This is a genomic window from Streptomyces paludis (genome assembly GCF_003344965.1).
GTDB lineage: Bacteria > Actinomycetota > Actinomycetes > Streptomycetales > Streptomycetaceae > Streptomyces > Streptomyces paludis.
The window spans coordinates 6,543,495-6,563,935 of record NZ_CP031194.1 but is presented as its reverse complement, the minus strand read 5'-3'; the positions used below and the strand labels follow the sequence as shown (position 1 = coordinate 6,563,935).

16 protein-coding genes are annotated in these 20,441 nt (G+C 72.0%); 10 read left to right on the top strand and 6 right to left on the bottom strand.

What is annotated here, in order from left to right; genetic code table 11:
- Positions 1-41 precede the first annotated feature (41 nt).
- The gene (locus DVK44_RS29025) at positions 42-1,088 is read left to right on the top strand and encodes a LacI family DNA-binding transcriptional regulator (protein WP_114663594.1); all 1,047 of its coding nucleotides are present in this window, start codon (positions 42-44) and stop codon (positions 1,086-1,088) included.
- Between the two features lie 578 nt (positions 1,089-1,666).
- On the opposite strand, the gene DVK44_RS29020 is transcribed toward DVK44_RS29025, so the two are convergent.
- The 4 genes from DVK44_RS29020 to DVK44_RS29005 are packed head-to-tail and all read right to left on the bottom strand — an operon-like array spanning position 1,667 to position 6,741.
- A complete protein-coding gene (locus DVK44_RS29020) occupies positions 1,667-2,812 on the bottom strand; it encodes an XdhC family protein (protein ID WP_114663592.1) in 1,146 nt (381 codons plus the stop codon).
- A gap of 58 nt (positions 2,813-2,870) precedes the next feature.
- Positions 2,871-5,306: a xanthine dehydrogenase family protein molybdopterin-binding subunit gene (locus tag DVK44_RS29015; protein ID WP_114663590.1), complete on the bottom strand. Its 2,436-nt coding sequence runs from the start codon at positions 5,304-5,306 to the stop codon at positions 2,871-2,873.
- Positions 5,303-5,848 carry a (2Fe-2S)-binding protein gene (locus DVK44_RS29010; RefSeq protein WP_114663588.1) on the bottom strand — a complete coding sequence of 182 codons (546 nt, stop codon included), beginning with the start codon at positions 5,846-5,848 and terminating at the stop codon, positions 5,303-5,305. Before DVK44_RS29010 ends, DVK44_RS29015 begins: the two co-directional genes overlap by 4 nt.
- 2 nt (positions 5,849-5,850) lie before the next feature.
- Positions 5,851-6,741, bottom strand: a complete 891-nt coding sequence (locus DVK44_RS29005; RefSeq protein WP_114663586.1) for an FAD binding domain-containing protein — start codon at positions 6,739-6,741, stop codon at positions 5,851-5,853.
- Positions 6,742-7,036: 295 nt separating this feature from the next.
- On the opposite strand from DVK44_RS29005, the gene DVK44_RS29000 reads away from it, so the two are divergent.
- Positions 7,037-8,824: a PucR family transcriptional regulator gene (locus DVK44_RS29000; protein ID WP_114663584.1), complete on the top strand. Its 1,788-nt coding sequence runs from the start codon at positions 7,037-7,039 to the stop codon at positions 8,822-8,824.
- A 358-nt stretch (positions 8,825-9,182) separates the two neighbouring features.
- Positions 9,183-9,965 carry a hypothetical protein gene (locus DVK44_RS28995; RefSeq protein WP_114663582.1) on the top strand — a complete coding sequence of 261 codons (783 nt, stop codon included), beginning with the start codon at positions 9,183-9,185 and terminating at the stop codon, positions 9,963-9,965.
- Positions 9,966-9,975: 10 nt separating this feature from the next.
- Here DVK44_RS28995 and DVK44_RS28990 read toward each other — a convergent pair whose 3' ends face one another.
- Positions 9,976-11,904, bottom strand: a complete 1,929-nt coding sequence (locus tag DVK44_RS28990; protein ID WP_114663572.1) for an ABC transporter ATP-binding protein — start codon at positions 11,902-11,904, stop codon at positions 9,976-9,978.
- Complete coding sequence (locus DVK44_RS28985) at positions 11,901-13,637, bottom strand: ABC transporter transmembrane domain-containing protein (protein WP_114663570.1); 1,737 nt, start codon at positions 13,635-13,637, stop codon at positions 11,901-11,903. The genes DVK44_RS28990 and DVK44_RS28985 overlap by 4 nt, the downstream gene beginning before the upstream one ends.
- Before the next feature lie 627 nt (positions 13,638-14,264).
- On the opposite strand from DVK44_RS28985, the gene DVK44_RS28980 reads away from it, so the two are divergent.
- The 7 genes from DVK44_RS28980 to DVK44_RS28950 all read left to right on the top strand — a co-directional run bounded on the left by DVK44_RS28980 (position 14,265) and on the right by DVK44_RS28950 (position 20,370).
- Positions 14,265-15,413: an ATP-binding protein gene (locus DVK44_RS28980; protein WP_114663568.1), complete on the top strand. Its 1,149-nt coding sequence runs from the start codon at positions 14,265-14,267 to the stop codon at positions 15,411-15,413.
- The gene (locus DVK44_RS28975) at positions 15,410-15,820 is read left to right on the top strand and encodes a roadblock/LC7 domain-containing protein (protein WP_114663566.1); all 411 of its coding nucleotides are present in this window, start codon (positions 15,410-15,412) and stop codon (positions 15,818-15,820) included. Before DVK44_RS28980 ends, DVK44_RS28975 begins: the two co-directional genes overlap by 4 nt.
- A complete protein-coding gene (locus tag DVK44_RS28970) occupies positions 15,817-16,197 on the top strand; it encodes a DUF742 domain-containing protein (RefSeq protein ID WP_114663564.1) in 381 nt (126 codons plus the stop codon). Before DVK44_RS28975 ends, DVK44_RS28970 begins: the two co-directional genes overlap by 4 nt.
- Positions 16,172-16,762: a GTP-binding protein gene (locus DVK44_RS28965; RefSeq protein WP_114663562.1), complete on the top strand. Its 591-nt coding sequence runs from the start codon at positions 16,172-16,174 to the stop codon at positions 16,760-16,762. Before DVK44_RS28970 ends, DVK44_RS28965 begins: the two co-directional genes overlap by 26 nt.
- A gap of 11 nt (positions 16,763-16,773) precedes the next feature.
- Positions 16,774-18,174, top strand: coding sequence for a cytochrome P450 (locus tag DVK44_RS28960; RefSeq protein ID WP_114663560.1), 1,401 nt, complete (start codon positions 16,774-16,776; stop codon positions 18,172-18,174).
- Positions 18,175-18,273: 99 nt separating this feature from the next.
- Positions 18,274-19,527 carry a cytochrome P450 gene (locus tag DVK44_RS28955; protein ID WP_114663558.1) on the top strand — a complete coding sequence of 418 codons (1,254 nt, stop codon included), beginning with the start codon at positions 18,274-18,276 and terminating at the stop codon, positions 19,525-19,527.
- Positions 19,528-19,605: 78 nt separating this feature from the next.
- Entirely contained in the window at positions 19,606-20,370 is a 765-nt protein-coding gene (locus tag DVK44_RS28950; RefSeq protein WP_114663556.1) for an enoyl-CoA hydratase/isomerase family protein, read from the top strand.
- Positions 20,371-20,441 lie beyond the last annotated feature (71 nt).

Below are 20,441 nucleotides of genomic sequence, written 5' to 3'. Positions count from 1 at the left end.
TCGCCGACCGGGCCGGGGATCGGGCCGAGGGAGGTCGCAGGATGGTGACGAAGGTGACGAAGGCGCGTACGGGCCAGCCCACCCTGGAGGAGGTCGCCGCGCTCGCGGGTGTCGGCCGGGGCACGGTGTCGCGGGTCATCAACAACTCGCCCCGGGTCAAGGACACCACCAGACACCTGGTGGAACAGGCGATCGCCCAGCTCGGCTACATACCGAACCGGGCCGCCCGCGCGCTGGCGGGGAGCCGTACGGACGCGGTGGCGCTGGTGATACCGGAGACCGAGAAACGGTTCTTCGCCGAGCCGTACTTCTCCGACATCGTGCACGGCGTGGGCGACGCGCTCGCCGACACCGATCTCCAGCTCCTGCTGACCCTGGTCCGTACGGAGAACGAGCGGCAGCGCTTCCTCCAGTACGCCCGCGCCCGCCGGATCGACGGCGTCCTGCTCGTCTCCGTCCACGGTGACGACCCGCTGCCCGATCTGCTGGCCGGGATGGAGCTGCCGACCGTGCTGAGCGGCCGGCGCTCGGGGGACGAGTCCGTCTCGTACGTCGACTCGGACAACGTGGGCGGCGCGCGGGCGGCGGTCCGGCATCTGGCGGAATCCGGCCGCCGCACGATCGGCACCATCACCGGGCCGCTGGACATGTACGTGGCCCAGTGCCGGCTGCGCGGCTACGAGGAGGCCGTACGGGCCGCCCCGGGCTCCGGCGGCCGGGGCCCCGACGGCCTCCTGGTCGCCCACGGCGACTTCACGGAGGAGAGCGGGCGGCGCGCGATGGCCGAGCTGCTGGCCCGCGAGCCGGACCTGGACGCGGTGTTCGCCGCCTCCGACGTGATGGCGGTGGGCGCCCTGCACACCTTGCGGGCGCTGGGCCGCCGGGTCCCGGAGGACGTGGCGGTGGTGGGGTTCGACGACTCCCCCATCTCCCGCCACACCGACCCGCAGCTGACCACCGTGCGCCAGCCCGTGGAGGAGATGGGCCGCACGATGGCCCGGGTCCTGCTGGAGACGCTCAACGACTCCTCGGCGGCGTGGCAGCACGTGGTGCTCCGTACGGAGCTGGTGCGGCGCGCCTCGGGCTGACGGGCCGGCCGGGGCGACCCGGAGCAGGAACGGGGCGAGGCGGGCCGACTGCCTTTTCGGCCAAGCGAGTTCGACTCCCGTACCCGCCCTTGACGTGGGGCGGGCCGCTCGACAAGACTCATGGGAGCGCTCCCACACCGGAGGAGGCGGCTCCTCCAATGCCGCCCCGCTCGGGCTGCCGCAACCCGGCGCGGGAGCGCTGCCCGGCCCCTGCCTACAGTGCCGTGACCGGCAATGTTTGCCCGGAAGGAGCGTCGTCCGGTGCGTGCGATCGCAAGGCGGCCGGAAGTTCTGGTAGCGGAGCTACCTGGGCTTTCGGCCAACGCGGCGAGCGTGCGTGCTGGGCGGCGCGACGGGGCAAAGCTTGCCGGGAGGGGCACTTAGCGGGAGGGTCTGTGCTGTTGGCGCTCCGACAGCACAGACCCGGGCTCCGTCCGGTGCCGCATCCGTGGGGGACACGGCACCGGACGGCGCCCCATGACGCCGGTGCGCGCCCGCGCCCCGGGCGGAGTGCGCGGGCGCGTACCGGTTCGGGACCCGCCCGCGGACCGTCGGGCGCCGGGCCCGCCCGCCGGCCCTCAGGCGACCGAGCCGAAGCGGCGGGGCCGGGAGGTGTCGTGGTGGATCGGGGTGTGGGCGCCGGTCAGCGAGACGCCGGTGCCGCCGTGCCGGGTGGCGACGATCTCCGCCGCGATGGACAGGGCGGTCTCCTCGGGGGTACGGGCGCCGAGGTCCAGCCCGATCGGCGAGTGGAGCCGGGCGAGTTCGGCCTCGGTGACCCCGGTCTCGCGCAGCCGTCTGCCGCGGTCCTCGTGCGTACGGCGCGACCCCATCGCGCCGACGAACGCCACCGGCAGCCGCAACGCCCGCTTCAGCAGCGGCACATCGAACTTGGCGTCGTGCGTGAGCACGCACAGCACCGTACGGCCGTCGACCTCGGTGGACTCCAGATAGCGGTGCGGCCAGTCGACCACGACCTCGTCGGCGTCCGGGAAGCGCGCGCGGGTGGCGAAGACGGGGCGCGCGTCGCAGACCGTCACGTGGTAGCCGAGGAACTTGCCCGCGCGGGCGAGCGCGGCGGCGAAGTCGACGGCGCCGAAGACGATCATGCGCGGGGGCGGTGCGCTCGACTCGACCAGCAGCGTCACCGGCCGGCCGCAGCGGGCGCCGCGCGCGCCGATGGTGACCGTGTCCGTACGGCCGGCGGCCAGCAGGGCGCGGGCCTCCGCCGCCGCCGTACGGTCCAGCTCGGGGTGGCCGCCGAGGGCGCCCTCGTACGTACCGTCCGGGCGCGCCAGCAGCGCCCGGCCGCGCAGGGTGTCCGGGCCCTCGACGACCCGGGCGAGCGCCGCCGCCTCACCGCGCGCGGCGGCGGCGAGCGCGGCGGCGAGGACGGGGCGCTGGGGCGCGTCGGCCCGTACCGGCGTCACCAGGATGTCGATCGTGCCGCCGCAGGTCAGCCCCACGGCGAAGGCGTCGTCGTCGCTGTACCCGAACCGCTCCACGACGCTGCGGCCGTCCCGCAGGGCCTCCCGGCACAGCTCGTACACCGCCGCCTCCACGCACCCGCCGGAGACCGAGCCGACGGCCGCGCCCGCGCCGTCCACGGCGAGCGCGGCGCCCGGGCGCCGGGGCGCGCTGCCGCTGACGGACACGACGGTGGCGACGGCGGTGTCACGGCCCTCGGCGAGCCAGCGGTTCAGCTCGTCGGCGATGTCCAGCATGCGCACCCCCTCCTCATGAGCCCGCGCCCGGCCCCGCGCCCGATCCCGCGCCCCCTCTTCATGAGCCCGTGCCGGTCAGGTGCTCCGGCCGTACCGGCGTCCTCGTCAGCTCCAGCCCGGTCGCCGCCCTGATGGCCGCGAGGACGGCGGGGGTGGACGAGAGCGTGGGCGCCTCACCGACCCCGCGCAGCCCGTACGGCGCGTGCTGGTCGGCCAGTTCGAGCACATCGACGGGGATGGTCGGGGTGTCGAGGATCGTCGGGATCAGATAGTCCGTGAACGACGGGTTGCGCACCTTCGCGGTCACCGGGTCCACCACGATCTCCTCCATGACCGCCACCCCGAGCCCCTGCGTACTGCCGCCCTGGATCTGGCCGACGACGGAGAGCGGGTTGAGCGCCTTGCCGACGTCCTGCGCGACGGCCAGCTCGACGACCTTGACCAGGCCCAGATCCGTGTCGACCTCCACGACGGCCCGGTGCGCGGCGAAGGAGTACTGGACATGGCCGTTGCCCTGTCCCGTACGGAGGTCGAACGCCTCGGTCGGCCGGTGGCGCCACTCCAGCTCCAGGTCCACCGCCTCGTCCCCCAGGACGTCCGCCAGCGCGGCCAGCACCTCGCCGCCGTCGGTGACGACCTTGCCGTTCTCCAGCAGGAGTTCGGCGGTCGCCCAGGCCGGGTGGTACGTGCCGAACTTGCGCCGGCCCAGCTCCAGCACCTTCGCCCGGACGTTCTCGCAGGTGTGCTTGACCGCGCCGCCCGTCACATAGGTCTGGCGGGAGGCGGAGGTCGAGCCGGCCGAGCCGACCCGGGTGTCCGCCGGGTGGATGGTGACCTGCGCGACGCCGAGTTCGGTCCGGGCGATCTGCGCGTGGACGGTGACGCCGCCCTGGCCGACCTCGGCCATCGCGGTGTGGACGGTGGCGACCGCGTCCCCGCCCACCACTTCGAGCCGTACGCGCGCGGTCGAGTAGTCGTCGAAGCCCTCGGAGAAGCCGACGTTCTTGATGCCGACCGCGTAGCCGACGCCCCGTACGACGCCTTCGCCGTGGGTGGTGTTCGACAGCCCGCCCGGCAGCGCCCGGACGTCCGCCGCCTCCCCCGCCGCGAGCCACTGCCGCTCGGGCGGCAGCGGCCGGGCCTTGACCCGGCGCAGCAGCTCGGCGACGGGCGCCGGTGAGTCGACCACCTGGCCCGTGGGCAGTACGGAGCCCTGCTCCATGGCGTTGAGCCGCCGGAACTCCACCGGGTCCATGTCCAGCGCCGCCGCCAGCTTGTCCATCTGGGCCTCGTACGCGAAGCACGCCTGGACCGCGCCGAAGCCGCGCATCGCGCCGCAGGGCGGGTTGTTGGTGTAGAGGCCGACCGCCTCGATGTCGACGTGGTCGACGACGTACGGTCCGGCCGACAGGGACGCGGCGTTGCCGACGACGGCCGGGGTGGAGGACGCGTACGCGCCGCCGTCCAGCACGATCCGGCACTTCATGTGGGTGAGCCGGCCGTCGCGGGTCGCGCCGTGCTCGTAGTGGAGCTTCGCGGGGTGGCGGTGGACATGGCCGAAGAAGGACTCGAAGCGGTTGTAGACCATCTTGACGGGCCTGCCGGTGCGCAGCGCGAGCAGACAGGCGTGGATCTGCATCGACAGATCCTCCCGGCCGCCGAACGCACCGCCGACGCCGGAGAGCGTCATCCGGACCTTGTCCTCGGGCAGGCCGAGGACGGGGGCGATCTGCCAGAGGTCGGAGTGGAGCCACTGGGTGGCGACGTACAGCTCGACGCCGCCGTCCTCGGCGGGTACGGCGAGACCGGACTCCGGGCCCAGGAACGCCTGGTCCTGCATGCCGAAGACATAGTCGCCGGTGACGATCACATCGGCGCGCTCGGCGGCCTTCGCCGCGTCGCCGCGGACGATGGGCTGGCGGTGGACGATGTTCGGATGCGGGACATGGCGGCCCCCGGGGGGCGGCACGAGGCCGTAGTGGTGGTCGTCGCGGCCCTCGTGGATCAGCGGCGCGCCGGGCGCGGTGGCGGACGCCTCGTCGGTGACGACGGGCAGCTCCGCGTACTCGATCCGGATCCTGGCGGCGGCGCGGCGCGCGGTCTCGGGGTGGTCGGCCGCGACGAGGGCGACCGGCTCGCCGTGGTGGCGGACCTTGCCGTGCGCGAGGACCGGGGTGTCCTTCAGCTCCAGGCCGTAGTTCTTGACGCCGGTGGGGAGGTCGTCGTACGTGAGGACGGCGTGGACGCCGGGGACGGCGAGGGCCTCGGCGATGTCGAGGGAGCGGATCTCGGCGTGCGCGACGGTGGAGCGCAGGGTGTGGCCCCAGAGCATGTCCTCGTGCCACATGTCGGAGCCGTACGCGAACTCGCCGGTGACCTTGAGCAGGCCGTCGGGGCGGAGGGTGGACTCCCCGATGCCGCCCTTGGTGGTGCCCTGGGTGGTGGCGCCCTGGGTGAGACGGCCGGGGGCGCCGACGGGACCGGTCGTGGTCATGACGCAATCGCCCCGCCTTCGTGTGCCCCGCCCGTGTCCGCGCGGCTCTCCTGGCGGGCCGCGGCGAGCCGGACCGCGTCGAGGATCTTCTCGTACCCCGTACAGCGGCAGAGGTTGCCGGAGAGCGCCTCGCGGATGTCGTCGTCGGTGGGCGAGGGATGGTGTTCGAGCATCTCGTCGGCGGCGACGAGGAGTCCGGGGGTGCAGAAGCCGCACTGCACGGCGCCCGCGTCGATGAACGCCCGCTGGACCGGGGAGAGCGCGTCGTCCCCCGCCGCCGCGCCGTCGCGCCGCCGCGCGTGGTCCGCGAGCCCCTCGACCGTGAGGACGTCGCGTCCCTCGGCCTGCCCGGCGGCCACGAGACAGGAGCAGACCGGGACGCCGTCGAGCCGTACGGTGCAGGACCCGCACTCGCCCTGCTCGCAGGCGTTCTTGGAACCGGGGAGGCCCAGGCGCTCGCGCAGGACGTAGAGCAGGCTCTCGCCCTCCCAGACGTCGTCGGCCTCCTGCCGGCGCCCGTTGACCGTGAATGTGACCCGCATGTTCAGGCAGCTCCTTCGAGAGTGCGCCGGGCGCCGCGGTACTGCTCCCAGACCCAGCCGAGCTGGCGGCGGGCCATGACGCCGACCGCGTGGCGGCGGTAGGCCGCCGTACCGCGTACGTCGTCGATGGGGTTGCAGGCGGCGGCGGTGAGGGTGGCGAACTCCTTGACGACCGAGGGGGTGATGACCTTGCCGTTGTCCCAGAATCCGCCCTCGTCGAGCGCCGCGTTCAGGAACGACTCGGCGTCCCGGGCCCGGACGGGGGTGGGCGCGGCGGAGCCGATACCGGTGCGTACGGTCCGGGTGGCGGGGTGCAGGGCGAGGCCGAAGGCGCAGACGGCGATGACCATCGCGTTGCGCGTGCCGACCTTCGAGTACTGCTGCGGTCCGTCCGCCTTCTTGATGTGGACGGCCCTGATCAGTTCGTCGGCGGCGAGCGCGTTGCGCTTCACCCCGGTGTAGAAGTCGTCGATCGGGATACGGCGGCTGCCCCGTACGGACTCGGCCTCGACCTCGGCGCCCGCGGCGAGCAGCGCCGGGTGCGCGTCCCCGGCCGGCGAGGCGGTGCCGAGATTGCCGCCGACGCCGCCGCGGTTGCGGATCTGGGGCGAGGCGACGGTGTGCGAGGCGAGCGCGAGCCCGGGGAGCGGGGTCCTGAGGTGCTCCATGATGCGGGTGTACGGGACGGACGCGCCGAGCCGGACATACTCCTCGCCGACCGTCCACTCGTACAGCTCTTCGATCCTGGTCAGATCGAGCAGATACTCCGGCCGCCGGTGATCAAAGTTGATCTCGACCATGACGTCCGTGCCACCCGCGAGGGGCACAGCGGTGGGGTGCTCGGCCTTGGCGGCGAGCGCTTCCCCCCAGCTGGCGGGGCGAAGGAAGTCCATGAGTGGCCCTCTTCATTTGATTGATTCTGCTTCTTTGATCTCTTCTTGGATCGCTGTTCCGATCGCCGAGAGCCCGAGAACGGCCGGTGCCTCCCAGTACACAAGCAGTGCTTCCGCCTGGTGCAGTCACCGAAACCATGAAGGAATTGGCTGGCCGCCATCCGAGTCTTGTAGATTCGAACGAAAGGCGAAGCCCCGGTAACCGAACGGTCTTCCGCCCGAAACACGCGGCGTTCCCACGCCCCGGTGGGCCCGCCGGGGCCCGGAAACCACGAAGAGATCGACGAGGCGAGAAATGCGGCTGCGCGCACTGCTGGAGACCGACGCGCTGGGGCTGCGGCTGCTCGGCGGCGCGGACGAACTGGACCGGACCGTGCACGGGGTGATGACCACCGATCTACGCGATCCGAGCCGTTATCTCTCGGGCGGCGAGCTGGTGCTCACCGGGCTCGCCTGGCGGCGGGCCGCCGAGGAGTCCGAGCCGTTCGTCCGGATCCTCGCGGGCGCCGGGGTGGCCGGGCTCGCGGCGGGCGAGGCGGAGCTGGCCCGGATCCCCGACGATCTGGTCGAGGCGTGCGCGCGCCACCGGCTGCCGCTCTTCGCGGTCGACGCGGACGTGGCCTTCGCGACGATCACCGAGCATGTGGTGCGCCAGGTGTCCGGGGAGCGGGCCGGGGATCTCGCGGCGGTCGTCGACCGGCACCGCAGGCTGATGTCCCCGGGCCCGGCGGGCGGCGGCCCGGAGGCCGTTCTCGACCTGCTCGGCTCCGATCTCGATCTGCGGGCGTGGGTGCTCTCCGCCACCGGCCGCCGGATCGCGGGCGCCGGGGAGCCGCTGCCGGCCGCGCGGGCCGCCGCGCTCGCGGGCGAGCGGCTGGCCGCCGTACGCGCGGGCCGCCCCAGCCCGTACCGCACGGCGGTGGAGGGGACGGTCTACTCGCTGTTCCCGGTCGGCGGGCAGGACGCCGCGCCGGGCGGTACGGCGGGCGGTACGGCGGGCGGCCGGGGCGGTGTCCCGGCGGGGCGCGCCGCCGCGCTGGCCGGCTGGCTGCTCGCGGTGGAGGCGGACGCGGCGGACTGGCCGACGGAGCGGCTCGATCTGCTCCGGGGCGTCACCCAGCTCATCGCGGTCGAGCAGGACCGCCGGGAGGCGTCCCGTACGGTACGGCGCCGGCTCGCCCAGGAGGTCGTGGAGCTGGTACGGGCGGGTGCGGCCGCCGCCGAGATCGCCGCGCGGCTGCGGGCGGCGGCGCCGGTGCTGGCGCCGGGCGCGGCGCCGACGCCGCTGTGGCAGGTGGTCGTGGCCAGGGTCGACTGGACCGGTCCCGCGAGCGACTCCGCCGTGGCGGACGGGACGACGGCCGGGGACGGTCCGGTGGCGCAGGCGCTGCTGGAGGAGATCCTGCTCGGCGCGGCCGGTACGGGGGCCGGTGTGGACTCCGAGCGGATCGCGGTGGCCCGGTCGGGTGACGAGGCGATCGCGCTCGTACCGCTGCCGGCTCCGGCTCAGCCGGACGCGGGCCCGGGCACGGCTCACGCCCCGGACGGCAGCGGCGCGGCGCCCGCGCCGGAGGCCGAGGAGTCCCCCGCCCTGCGCGCGGACGCGCTCCTCGCCGCCGTACGGGCCCCGCTGACCGCCGGTCTCGCCGACGACGGCCGGCTGACCCTGGGCGTCAGCGCGGCGGTCCACTCGGCGGAGGGGCTGCGCGGCGCCCTGGAGGAGGCCCGGCACGCCCGGCGGGTCGCGGCGGCCCGGCCCGGCCGGGTCTGCGCGGCGGACCACCACGAGCTGGCCTCGCACGTCCTGCTGCTGCCGTTCGTGCCGGACGACGTGCGCCGGGCCTTCACCGCGCGGCTGCTGGACCCGCTGCGCGCGTACGACCGGCGCCACCGCGCCGAGCTGATCCCGACCCTGGAGGCGTTCCTCGACTGCGACGGCTCGTGGACCCGCTGCGCCGCGCGGCTGCATCTGCATGTGAACACGCTGCGGTACCGGGTGGGCAGGATCGAACAGCTGACGGGCCGTGATCTGTCACGGCTGGAGGACAAGCTCGACTTCTTCCTGGCGCTGAGGATGAGCTGAGGGGTTGTTGAACCGGAGCGCGCGCCGGGGGCGCCGGTGGCGTCGCCGTCGCGCGCGGTGGACCGCCGTCGCGCGCCGTTGACCACCGTCACCCGGAATATTCGCGCCAAGGTCCACGGCGCCCGGGACACCGTGCGCGACGCGCCCGCCACGGACCGTCGAGGAACCGTCGGCGCAGGTGGCGGCCGTACCGCCGACGCACAAGGGGCTCCCTCATTTCCCGTACACGCCTCGCACAACCGCCCCCGGACACCGGGTGATTGTGAATTTTTTCACCTGAGCCACTGGCCCCGCGTGCCGATCCATGCTGAGATGCGTCCACACCCAACAGCACAATGGCGCGCTCGGGGAGGGCAATGTGGCGCATTCCGCCATGTCTGGTTCCGGAACCATCTCTGGTGACGATCCTCTCCAGACAGCCATATGGCGGCTGCGCTCGCGCGGCTGTTGGACGGAGGCCGCGGCCCTGCTCGCCCCGCACGCCGCCGCTCCCGCCCCGGCGCTCCAGTGCGCCGCGCTGCTCGTCGAGCGCTGTCTGTTCACCGGCGTCGGCTGGCCCGAGGCGGACAAGGCCCTCCGGGAGGCGGAGGCCGTGGCCCGCTCGGACGACGAACGCGGCGCCGCCGCCTGCGAGCGCGGTCATCTCGCGTACGCCTCGACCGTCCTCGGCGTACGGGACCGCGCGGACGAGGCGCGCGCCGCGCTGGGCCGGGCGGCGGCCCTGCTCGACCCGACGGCGCGCGGCCGGGCGCTGCTCGACTTCCGGCGCGGGCTGATCGCCGAACACCTCTCGGACTCGCCCCAGTCGGCCCGGGCCGCCTACCGCCGCGCCCACGCCGCCGCCACGGCGCACGGCGAGACGCTGCTGCTCTCCTTCACCTGGCGCCATCTGGCCGGTCTCGCGCTGCGCGAGGGCGAACTCGCCGAGGCCCGGCACGGCTTCGGCGAGTCCCTCCGGATCCGCGAGGAGCTGGGCTATCTGGTCGGTACGGCGCCGGCCCTGGCGGCCCTGGCCGAGGCCGAGCCGGAGCCGGAGGCCACCCGGCTGCGCGCGGAGGCCGCCCGGCTCTTCCGCCTGCTGGGCGGCGTCCCCACCTGGCTGGCGCACCAGCTGACACCGCCGGCGGCGCCCGTCGTGTAGCGCGCCGCCGTCACCCCGCCGGGGACGGCGGCGGGGACGGCTCCCGGGACGGCGGCGACGGCGGGCCGTGCCAGGTGTGCCACAGCTCGACATACGCGCCGCCGCGGGCCACCAGCGCGTCGTGCGTGCCCAGCTCCGTCAGACGGCCGTCGTCCATCACCGCCACCCGGTCCGCGTCGCGGGCGGTGTGCAGGCGGTGGGCGATGGCGATGACCGTACGGCCCGCCAGGACGGCGGCGAGCGCGCGCTCCGCGTGGCGGGCGGAGGCGGGGTCGAGGAGCGCCGTCGCCTCGTCCAGGACGATGGTGTGCGGGTCGGCCAACACCACCCGGGCCAGGGCCAGTTGCTGGGCCCGCGCACCGTCCACGGCCTCCTCTCCGGCGCCCAGTAAGGTGTCGAGCCCGGCCGGCAGGCCGTCCACCCAGTCCGCGCCCACGGCGGCCAGCGCCGCGCGCACCTCGTCGTCGCTCGCGCCGGGCGCGGCGATCAGCAGGTTGTCGCGGACGGTGTCGATGAAGACGTGGTGCTCCTGGGTGACCAGCACGACCTGGCGGCGCAGTTCGTCGGGACCCAGCTCGGCGATCGGCACCCGTCCCACCGTCACCGCGCCCTCGCGCGGCCGGTCGATGCCCGCGAGCAGCCGGCCGAGGGTGGACTTCCCGGCGCCGGACGGGCCGACGACGGCCAGCCGTTCGCCCGGCCGTACGGCCAGATCGACGCCGCGCAGCACATCGCGCCCGCCGTCGTACGCGTACCGCACACCGGAGACCTCGATCCGGTCGTCGGCCGGTACGGGCCCGGCGGCGCCGTCCACCGGGCCCGTGTCACCGGCGCCCACGCCCTCGACACGCGCGAACGACGCCCCGGTGCCCTGGAGTTGGTCCAGGTACTGCAATATCTCGTCGAGCGGCTGGGACAGTTGCCGCATGTAGAGCGCGCAGGTGACCACCGTGCCGAGGCTCACCGCGCCGTGACCGTGGAGAAGACTGCCGGCCAGCAGGACCCCAACCACCGGCACGACGTACGACACGTCCACGGCCGGGAAGAGGACACTGCGCAGGAACAGCGTCCGGATACGGGTGCGCCGGCTCTCCTCGACGGCCTCCTCGCACACCGCGATCCGGCGCTCCTGGAGGCCGAACGCCTCGACCGTACGGGCGCCCGTCGCCGTCGCGGACAGAACCTCGGCGAGGACCGAGTCCGCGTCGCCCTGGGCCAGATAGGCGGTGCGCGCGCGGCGCAGATACCAGCGGGCGGCGAACCAGATGCCCGTCAGGCCCAGCAGACCGACGACCCCGAGCGGCGGCGCGAGCACAAGGACCGCGCCGACGATGAACAGCACCTCCAGGCCCGCGATGAAGATCGCCGGACCGGCGTCCCGCAGTGTCGTGCCGACCGCGGCGACATCGGTGGTGCCCCGCGCGGTCAGATCGCCCGCGCCCGCCCGCTCCACGGTCGCGGTGGGCAGGGCGAGCGCCCGGTCGACGAGCCGTTCCCGGATCCGGGCCGAGGCGCGTTCGCCGACGCGGTACGCGAGGAGCCGGGCGTACCGCGTGAGCAGGAACTGGGCGAGTACGCACACGAGGATGGTGAGCGCGTAGCGGTCGACGTCCGCGACCCCGCCGCCGGCCCGGACGGTGTTGATGATGCGGCCGACCAGCCAGGGGCCGACGAGCCCGGCCACCGTCGCGAGCACACTGAGGAGAACGGCCGCGACGAGCGTGCGTCCGCCGCCGCGCACCAAGTCCCGTGCTGCCGAACGCACTTGGCGCGGCCCGGCCACCGGGAGCCGGGCGGACGCACCGAAATCCGCCGAAGCCGGGTCCACCGGAGCCGGGTCCGTCCCTGCCCGGTCCGTCCCTGCCCGGTCCGTCCCTGCCGCGTCCGTCACCGTCGGGGCTGCCGTCTCCGGGTCTGTCGTCGCCGGGTCCGCCGTCATCGTGCCGCCTCCTCGTACCGGTCCCGCTCGTCCTCCGCCGCTCCGCGCGCCACGAGGTCGCGGTAGCCGCTCCGTCCGGTCAGCAGCTCCCGGTGGGTGCCGACCGCCGCCGTCCGCCCGTCGACCAGGAAGCAGACCCGGTCCGCCTGTTCCAGCATCAGCGGCGAGGTGCTCGTGACGACCGTGGTCCGGCCGGCCCGGGCGGTACGCAGCCGGGCCGCGAGGGCCGCCTCGGTGTGGGCGTCGACCGCCGAGGTGGGTTCGAGCGCGATGAGGACCTCGGGCTCGGCGAGGAGCGCCCGGACGAGCCGGACGCGCTGGCGCTGGCCGCCGGAGAGGTTGCGTCCCTGGGCGAGCACCGGGGAGTCGAGTCCGTCGCGCAGCCCGAGCACGATGTCCTGGGCCGCCGCCGTGTGCACCGCCCGGGCGACGGCGTCCGGGTCGCGGCCGGCGCGGCCGGAGACGGTCTCGCGCAGTGTCCCGGCGAAGAGGTCGGCCTCGTTGTCGGCGACGAGGATACGGTCGCGGAGCACCGGCAGGGCGATCGTGTCGAGGCGTACACCGCCCCAGGTCGCGTCCGAGGCGGTGAACCGGCCGAGCCGGTCGGCGACCGCGGCGGCCTCCGCCGGACGGGCGCTGACCAGCGCGGTGAAGAGGCCGGGCTCGATCTCGACGCCGGAGGCGGGGTCGCGCAGCACGCCCCCGGCCACCACGCCCTCGTCCACCCCGTCCTCGTCGCTGAGTTCGGGCTCCAGCTCCAGGAAGCGGACCACCCGGCGCGCGCACACCAGGCCGCGGCTCAGGTCGTACCCGCCCTCGATGAAGAACCAGACGGGGACGGTGAGCACGGCGACATAGCCGTACACGGCCACCAGTTCGCCCAGCGAGATGGTGCCCTGCGCGGCCAGCCGGGCGGCCAGCCAGGTCACGGCGGCGAGGAACAGCGCGGGCAGGCCGACCGCCAGGGCGTCGATCCAGCTGCTCACCGCGCCGACCCGGTAGCCCTCCGCCCGCAGCGCGGCCGAATCCCGCCGGTAGCGTGCCGCGTACACGTCCTTGCCGCCGAGTCCGCTCAGCACCCGCAGCCCGCCCGCGATGTCCACGAAGCGGGCGGCGAGGGCGCCCTGCCGCTCGCGGTAGACCGTCTCGACCCGTTGCAGCCGGCCGAGCAGCGGACCCACCACCCCGACCAGCAGCGGCACTCCGACCAGGACGACCGCCGCGAGGAGCGGCGAGACGGACAGCAGCAGTACGGCCACGACGGCGTACGCCGCGACCGCGCCGACGCCGGGGCCCGCGATGGTCAGCACCTGGCTGATGGCCTGGACGTCGCCGATGCCGATGGTGACGACCTCGCCTGCGGTGACCCGGCGGGGCAGCGTGGCGCCGAGCCGGGCCGCCTGGCGGATCACGACCCGTACCGTACGGAACCGGGCGTCCATCCGGACCCTGGTCATGGTCCGGTGCCGCATCATGCCGATCCACGCGTTCAGGGTCCCGGCGGCGAGCAGCAGTCCGGTCCAGCCGAGGAACGCCGCGCGGTCGCCGGGCGCCAGTCCGTCGTCGACGGCGCGCGCCAGCAGATACGGCGGCAGTGTCAGTCCGACCATCCACACCGTGCCCCAGCCGGCTCCGGCGGCCACCCGGCCCCGCTGGCTGGTCACCAGCCACCACAGATACCGCGGGGCACCGCGCCGGTCGGGAATACCTGGATCCATGTACAAGTCGCCCATTCTCCGCACCCTAACGACCGGGTCCCCGGTGCCGCGCGGCAATATTCGCCGGCCGTCCGGTCCCCGTACCATCGGGTGTCCCCCACGGTTAACGCCCGTTTTCTCCCGCGACTTCGGCCGTCTTCCCCCGCCACATCCCCACCGGCCCCGCACGACCTCATCACGACCTCATCACGACTGTGCCCATGGCACGTGCCAACCGGCCAACCGGAGGGGATGATTCGTCCGAAAAATAGGCAACGCCACCGGACCCGGACCACCGCGCGGGGGCCCGCAACGATCACCAACAACCCCAAAAGGTAAGCTTCGCTGAATTACCGTCAGACGCCCGAAAGGGAGCAGATCGCCCCACCTTCGGACGACCCCGTGGTGATAAGATCGCGTAGCTTGCCAAGCGGTGCCGAACCCGCTATGGCATACAGGAAAGTCAGCGCATCGGCCCAGAAATCCGCCACCCCGGGGGAGAACTATGCCATCAGCCGGGCCATTACAGGCTGTCCGGCCAGGTGAGTATGCGCGGCCGATCCCACACATCTGCGGCCGCGAGATGTCTGTACCTTCGGACGCGTTCACCACCGTCCGCCAGACATTCAGCACCCGGCGGCCCAGTCGCCCGAAGAGAGCCTTATGACGCAATATCTCCAGGATCCAGCGCTTTGGGGTCTGATCGCTGGTACTCCTGTCGCCGCGGCCGCGATTGTGCGCAGCCGTAAATCCATTGTCCAGCTACGGAAGGAGAAGGAGGAACTCAGGGCTCATTACACCAACCTTGAGGACCATTACGCCGAGGCCGTGGAAGAGGCCAAGGACCGGGCCGAGGAAGCGACCAAGACCGCTCTGAAGTCCGCCATGCGTACGCTTCAGGGTCTCGCCAGCGAACAGCAGCTGGCCATCACGAAGTTGCAGGACAAATACGGAGAACTCCAGATTCTCCAGGACCTCCTCGACATCGACCACATGAATTCGCAGTTCGCCCGGCGCGCCCAGTCGATCGCCGTGCTCTGCGACGGCTGGCTCGGCCGGCAGCGCGCCGCCGCGTCGCTCTACGACGTGGTCCGGAGCGCCAAGGGCCGTATCCGGTACTTCACCCGGGTCGAGATCCGCGCACAGAGCAACTTCGCCATTGTCAGCCGGGCGGTCGAGCCGGTCGCGCTCACGCTCGCCGAGCTGCTGGACAACGCGACGAGTTACTCCGCGCCGGAGACGATGATCGAGATCAATATCCGGCCCGTGCCCAAGGGCGTCTGCATCATCGTCGACGACGCCGGTGTCGGCATGAACGAGGAGGAGAAGAGCCGGGCCGCGAAGCTCCTGTCGAGCGAGCGCGCCCCCGGCGTCTCCGGACTGGGCAATCCGCCGCAGTTCGGGTTCACCGTGATCGGTGTCCTCGCCGCGAGGTACGGCTTCACCGTGTCCGTGGACTCCACCTCCCCGTACGGCGGGGTGCGCGCGGTCGTGCTGCTCCCGGAGGAACTCCTCACGACGATGCCGGCCCCCGAGCCCGAGCCCAAGCCCACACCCAAGGAGTTCCCCACGGTGGCAGCGTCCTCCCCGATGCCGCCCGAGGAGACCCCGGTGGCCCCCTCCACCACGTTCGGCGGCCTCCCGAAACGACGGCGCAGAGGAGCGATATCCATCGTTCCGACCGCCGACACGACGGACACCCCGGTCCGCTCCAGCGAACAAGCCGCCTCTGTCATGGGCGCGTTCCAGCGCGGGACCCAGTCGGGCCGTCGTTCCCACAACGCAAGCAGCGAAGGGCATGAGACTCAGTGAATTACGACCTGTCATGGATGCTTGACAGTGCTCTGGAAGTGCCCGAGGCGCAGCACGCGATCCTGGTCTCCGCCGACGGTCTGCTCATGGCCCGGTCCAAGGACGTCGGCAAGGACCAGGCCGACACCGTCGCCGCCGCCATGAGCGGAATCCAGTCGCTGAGCCGGACGGTGGTGGATTTCTGCGGCGTACCGGGAAACCACCGCCGGCAGTGGCGCCAGACCCTGGTCGAATTCGATCACGGCTGGGTTTTCCTCATCTCCGCCGGCGAAGGCGCCTATCTCGCGGTTTCCGCGACGCCCGACGTCGACATGGCCGAGATCACGTTCCGTATGCAGCAGCTCGTCGGCCAGCTCGGCAAAGCCCTGACCGCCCCCCCTCGCGAGATTGCTGACACCAAGGCATGACAACACCGGATGAACCGGATCAGGAACAGGCCACCACGCCCTTAGTCCCGGCGTATGTCATCACGAACGGGCGCAGCCTGCTGGACGACGACGAGTTCTCGCTGATCACCCTGGTGACCACAGCGCAGGGCTCGCCGCCGACCCAGCATCTCGACCCGGAGAAGCGCCGTCTTCTCGAACTCTGCTCCGGGGGTCATCTCTCGGTCGCGGAAATCGCCGGGCACACCCAGTTCCCGGTGGGCGTCGTCAAGATTCTGCTCTCCGATCTCACCCAGGGCGGGTACCTCGTCACGCGGTCCCCGATACCTGCCGCGAAGCTTGTCGACCGGAACATATTGGAGGAGGTGCTGCATGGCCTTCAAGCCCGCTTTGGATGATGGTGTCTATCTGCGCGAATCGGTGCAGACCGCGGCGAAGATCCTCGTGGTCGGGCATTTCGCCGTAGGGAAGACCACATTCATCGGGACGATGTCGGAGATCCCGCCGCTGCGCACCGAAGAGGTCATGACGCAGGCGGGCGAGGGGATCGACGACCTCAAGGGCACGCCCGGCAAGACCACGACGACGGTGGCGATGGACTTCGGCCGGCTCACCCTCAGCGAGCGGCTGGTCCTCTACCTCTTCGGAACGCCCGGGCAGCAGCGCTTCGTGCAGGTCTGGGAGGACATGTCCCGGGGTGCGCTCGGGGCCCTGGTGCTGGTGGATCCGGAGCGCCTCGAAGAGTCCTTCCCCGTGATGGACCTGGTCGAGCACTACGGCATTCCGTACGCCATCGCCGTGAACCGATTCGACGACCGGCCGAACCACGCGGACGACGAGATCCGGGAGGCGCTCGATCTGCTCCCCGAGACACCCCTCGTGAGCTGCGACGCGCGTGACCAGCGGTCCTCGGCGAACGCGCTGATCGTTCTCGTCCGCTACCTCCAGTCACGTCTCACCTAGGAGCCCGGCCCATGACATCCCCATCCCCGTCCCCGTCGGAGTTCTCCGCGTCACCGTCGGAGTTCACCGCGCCGCCACCGGGCTGCCCGGCGCACGGCAGCGGCAAGAGCGTCCCTCTGTACGGCCCCGAGTTCGCCGCCGATCCGCACGCGTTCTACGAGTATCTGCGGCAGTTCGGCCCCGCCGCGCCCGTCGAGCTGTCGCCCGGTGTGGAGGCGTCCCTCGTCACGGACTACGCGGCGGCGCTGCACGTCCTCCAGAACCCGGAGACCTTCGTACGGGACGCGCGGCGCTGGCGCGCGCTGAACGCGGGCGAGGTCCCCCTGGACAGCGCGATCGTCCCCATGATGCTCTACCGGCCGAACGCCCTCTACTCGGACGGCGCCGAGCACATGAGGCACCGCCAGGCGGTGACGGAGACATTCGCGAGGATCGACACGCACCGGGTGAGCCGGCATGTCGACCGGGTCGCGGACTATCTCATCAACCAGTTCAGCGGCCGGGGCCGGGTGGACCTGATCGCCGACTACGCCCAGCTGGTGCCGCTGCTGGTCTTCAACGAACTCTTCGGCTGCCCCGCGGACCTGGGTGACCAGCTGGTCTTCAGCATCTCCTGCCTCATGGACGGCATCGAGGCGGACAAGGCCATGGAGTCTCTGGTGGAGACGCTCATGGAGCTGATCATCCTCAAGCGGGCCCAGCCCGGCGACGATGTCACCTCCTGGCTGATCCAGCACCAGAGCCGGCTGACGGACGAGGAGCTGATCTCCGAGATCATGACCCTGATCGGCGGCGGCGCCGAGCCCACCCAGAACCTCATCGGCAACGCGCTGCGGCTGCTGCTCTCCGACGAGAAGTACTCGGGGGGCCAGCACGGCGCGAGCCTGCTGGTCGAGGACGCCATCAACGACGTGCTCTGGAACAACCCGCCCATCGCCAACTGGTCCGGCCACTATCCGCTGTACGACGTGGATCTCTCGGGCACGAAGCTGACCGCCGGGGACCCCGTGCTGATCAGTTTCGCCGCCGCCAACAGCGATCCGAGTCTCTCCACGAGCCGTCAGACGCTCAGCAAGCGCGCCCATCTGGCCTGGGGCGCGGGCCCGCACGCGTGCCCCGCCAAGGACCCCGCGCTACTGATCTCCATCCTGACGATCGAGAAGCTCCTCAACCGGGTGCCCGATGTCGAACTGAGCGTGCCGGTCGAGTCCCTGACCTGGCGGCCGGGTCCGCTCCACCGCGCGCTCACCGCGCTTCCCGCCCGGTTCACCCCGGTAAGAAGGGAAAATCCGGCGAATACGCGATTCCCGGCCGATGCCCGTTCCGCGCCGATATCTTCGACGTCCGAACAGCAGCAGCGCCGTCAAAAGGGGACTTTCTGGAGTGGATTCCTCTCCTGGTGGAAGGGGTGACATCCGCAACACCACAGTAAGGGCCGCAGCGGCATGGGCGCTCCGCCCAAGGGGTAGTCAGGGTGGGACTCTACGTAATCCTCCGAGGGAAAGATTCTCGTGGAACCCACCCTGACCATCCCAGCCGTCGACCGCCGCACTGTGGCCTCGCTTTTTTCTCGGCTACGCACCAGGAAAGGCCAGTCAAATCCGCTGCCCCTCTATGCGGAGTTGAGAAATCTCGGCGATGTCATCCCCTCTCCCTGGGGCGGACACCTCATCACCTCGTACGAGCTGTGCGACGAGGTGCTGAGAAGCAGAAAGTGGAGAGTGCCGGACACGCAGTGGCGGATCAGCCAGGGCAATGCGGCCCGCTGGAACAGACCGGCCTCGCTACAGACCGCTAAATCCCTTCCCATGCTCAATCCGCCGCTTCACACGCGCGTTCGGCGTTCGGCGGGCAGTATGTTCGACCGCAGGACTCTGGTGGAAGTAAAAGAGTCCATCTCGCGGAATATCGAGGACGTTCTCGACCGTTTCGAGAAAGAGTTGCTCGATGGCCCGGCCGATTTCAATTCCGTGGTCGCCGACCAGTTGCCCGTCATGTCGATCGGGCAATGGCTGAAGCTGCCCGCTGCTGATTATTCGCTGCTGCGCTCCCTGACCAACGATCAGACTCTGAGCCAGGAATTCTTCCCCACCCCCAGCCAGCTGGCCCGGGCGGACTCGGCGGCCCATGGCCTCCAGGAGTACTTCACCGCGGTGGTGCGGGAGCGTCGCGAGGCCCCGGGGGACGATCCGATCTCCTCGTGGATAGCGACCTGGGACACACTGGAGCCGGACCGGGAGAGGGCCGACGAGGAGGCCCACTCCATGGCGGTCTTCGTGATCGTCGCCGCGCTGGAGACCACGGAACATCTGCTGTCCAGCATGGTCCGGCTGCTGCTGACGTACCCCGAGCAGCTGGATCTGCTGCGCGCCCACCCCGAGTACATCCCGCATGTGGTCGACGAGACCCTGCGCTACGACCCGGCGATCCACGCGATCAGCCGGACGGCGCCGGCCGACACCGTGCTGGACGACACCCTGGTGCGCGAGGGGGAGATGGTGCAGCTGATGGTCGGAGCCGCCCAGCACGATCCCCGGCGGTTCACCGGTCCCGAGACCTTCGATGTGCGCCGCAGGCCGTCCCACTTCGGCTTCGGCAGCGGGATCCACTACTGCCTGGGCGCACCGCTGGCCCGGCTGGAGGGGAAGCTGCTGCTCACCTCGATGATCAGGCGGATGCCCCGGCTGCGGCTGAGCGAAGCGCCCTCCTGGGAGCCCCGGGTCTCGTTCCGCCGACTCAACCATCTTATGGTGTCAGCGGCCTGACCCAGGTCGAACAAGAATGACGAATCGTTTCAGCATCGCTTCCGCGTCCAGAACCGTCCGTCAGGAACAAGAAAAAACATGATTGATGATCTCAAGGCCCTGCATGTCGTCCACGACGACGCGGTGGTGAGGGTCCGTCTGAACAGCCCGGAGACCGGAAACGCCATCTCCGGGCGGCTCCTCGACGAACTCCTCGCCGTCCTCGGCGCGCTGGACGACCACCCCACCCTCCGGGTGCTGGTCCTCTCCGGAGAGGGCGCCGACTTCTGCCTCGGCGGAGACCTCGCCGAGTTCTCCTCGCTGGTCTCCCCGGAGACCGGCCACGCGGGCATGCGCGCGCTCGCCAACAAGGCACGCCGGATGTGTGACCTGCTGGCGAACACCGGGCTCGTCACCATCGCCCGGCTGCACGGCTCCGTGGTGGGGGCGGGGCTGGGGCTCGCGGTCTTCTGCGATCTGCGCGCCGGAGCGGAGGACAGTCTCTACCGGCTGCCGGAGCTGAAGGTCGGTGTACCGCCGGCCTGGGGCGGGATCACGGCGCGCATGCTGTACGAGACCGGAGCGGCCCGGAGCCGGGAACTGCTCCTCACCTCCGAGAAGTTCGACGCCGCCCGAGCCGCCGAGCTGGCCATCCTGCACAAGGTCGTGCCGGAGGACCAGCTCGACGCCACCGTGGACCGCTGGATCGAGCCCTTGCTCCACCGCTCCCCCTCGGCCCTGCGCACCACGAAGGCCATGCTCAACGCCTACGCGGGAGCCCACCGTATGGCCGACGCCCCGCTGTTCGACGCCGAGCTGATGACCGCCGCCGTGGCCTCGGCCCGGACCGCCGGGGCCCGCTGACCCGCTCGGCGCCGGCCCGCGACCGTACCCCGTCCGTGTCCCGCCCCTCCGTCCGCCGCCGTCGCCGGCCG

Excerpts from the sequence above, each read along its gene's own strand:
- DVK44_RS29025 (WP_114663594.1), top strand. The coding sequence starts at position 42 with ATGGTGACGAAGGTGACGAAGGCGCGTACGGGCCAGCCCACCCTGGAG.
- DVK44_RS29020 (WP_114663592.1), bottom strand. The coding sequence starts at position 2,812 with ATGCTGGACATCGCCGACGAGCTGAACCGCTGGCTCGCCGAGGGCCGT.
- DVK44_RS29015 (WP_114663590.1), bottom strand. The coding sequence starts at position 5,306 with ATGACCACGACCGGTCCCGTCGGCGCCCCCGGCCGTCTCACCCAGGGC.
- DVK44_RS29010 (WP_114663588.1), bottom strand. The coding sequence starts at position 5,848 with ATGCGGGTCACATTCACGGTCAACGGGCGCCGGCAGGAGGCCGACGAC.
- DVK44_RS29005 (WP_114663586.1), bottom strand. The coding sequence starts at position 6,741 with ATGGACTTCCTTCGCCCCGCCAGCTGGGGGGAAGCGCTCGCCGCCAAG.
- DVK44_RS29000 (WP_114663584.1), top strand. The coding sequence starts at position 7,037 with ATGCGGCTGCGCGCACTGCTGGAGACCGACGCGCTGGGGCTGCGGCTG.
- DVK44_RS28990 (WP_114663572.1), bottom strand. The coding sequence starts at position 11,904 with ATGACGGCGGACCCGGCGACGACAGACCCGGAGACGGCAGCCCCGACG.
- DVK44_RS28985 (WP_114663570.1), bottom strand. The coding sequence starts at position 13,637 with ATGGGCGACTTGTACATGGATCCAGGTATTCCCGACCGGCGCGGTGCC.
- DVK44_RS28980 (WP_114663568.1), top strand. The coding sequence starts at position 14,265 with ATGACGCAATATCTCCAGGATCCAGCGCTTTGGGGTCTGATCGCTGGT.
- DVK44_RS28970 (WP_114663564.1), top strand. The coding sequence starts at position 15,817 with ATGACAACACCGGATGAACCGGATCAGGAACAGGCCACCACGCCCTTA.
- DVK44_RS28965 (WP_114663562.1), top strand. The coding sequence starts at position 16,172 with ATGGCCTTCAAGCCCGCTTTGGATGATGGTGTCTATCTGCGCGAATCG.
- DVK44_RS28960 (WP_114663560.1), top strand. The coding sequence starts at position 16,774 with ATGACATCCCCATCCCCGTCCCCGTCGGAGTTCTCCGCGTCACCGTCG.
- DVK44_RS28950 (WP_114663556.1), top strand. The coding sequence starts at position 19,606 with ATGATTGATGATCTCAAGGCCCTGCATGTCGTCCACGACGACGCGGTG.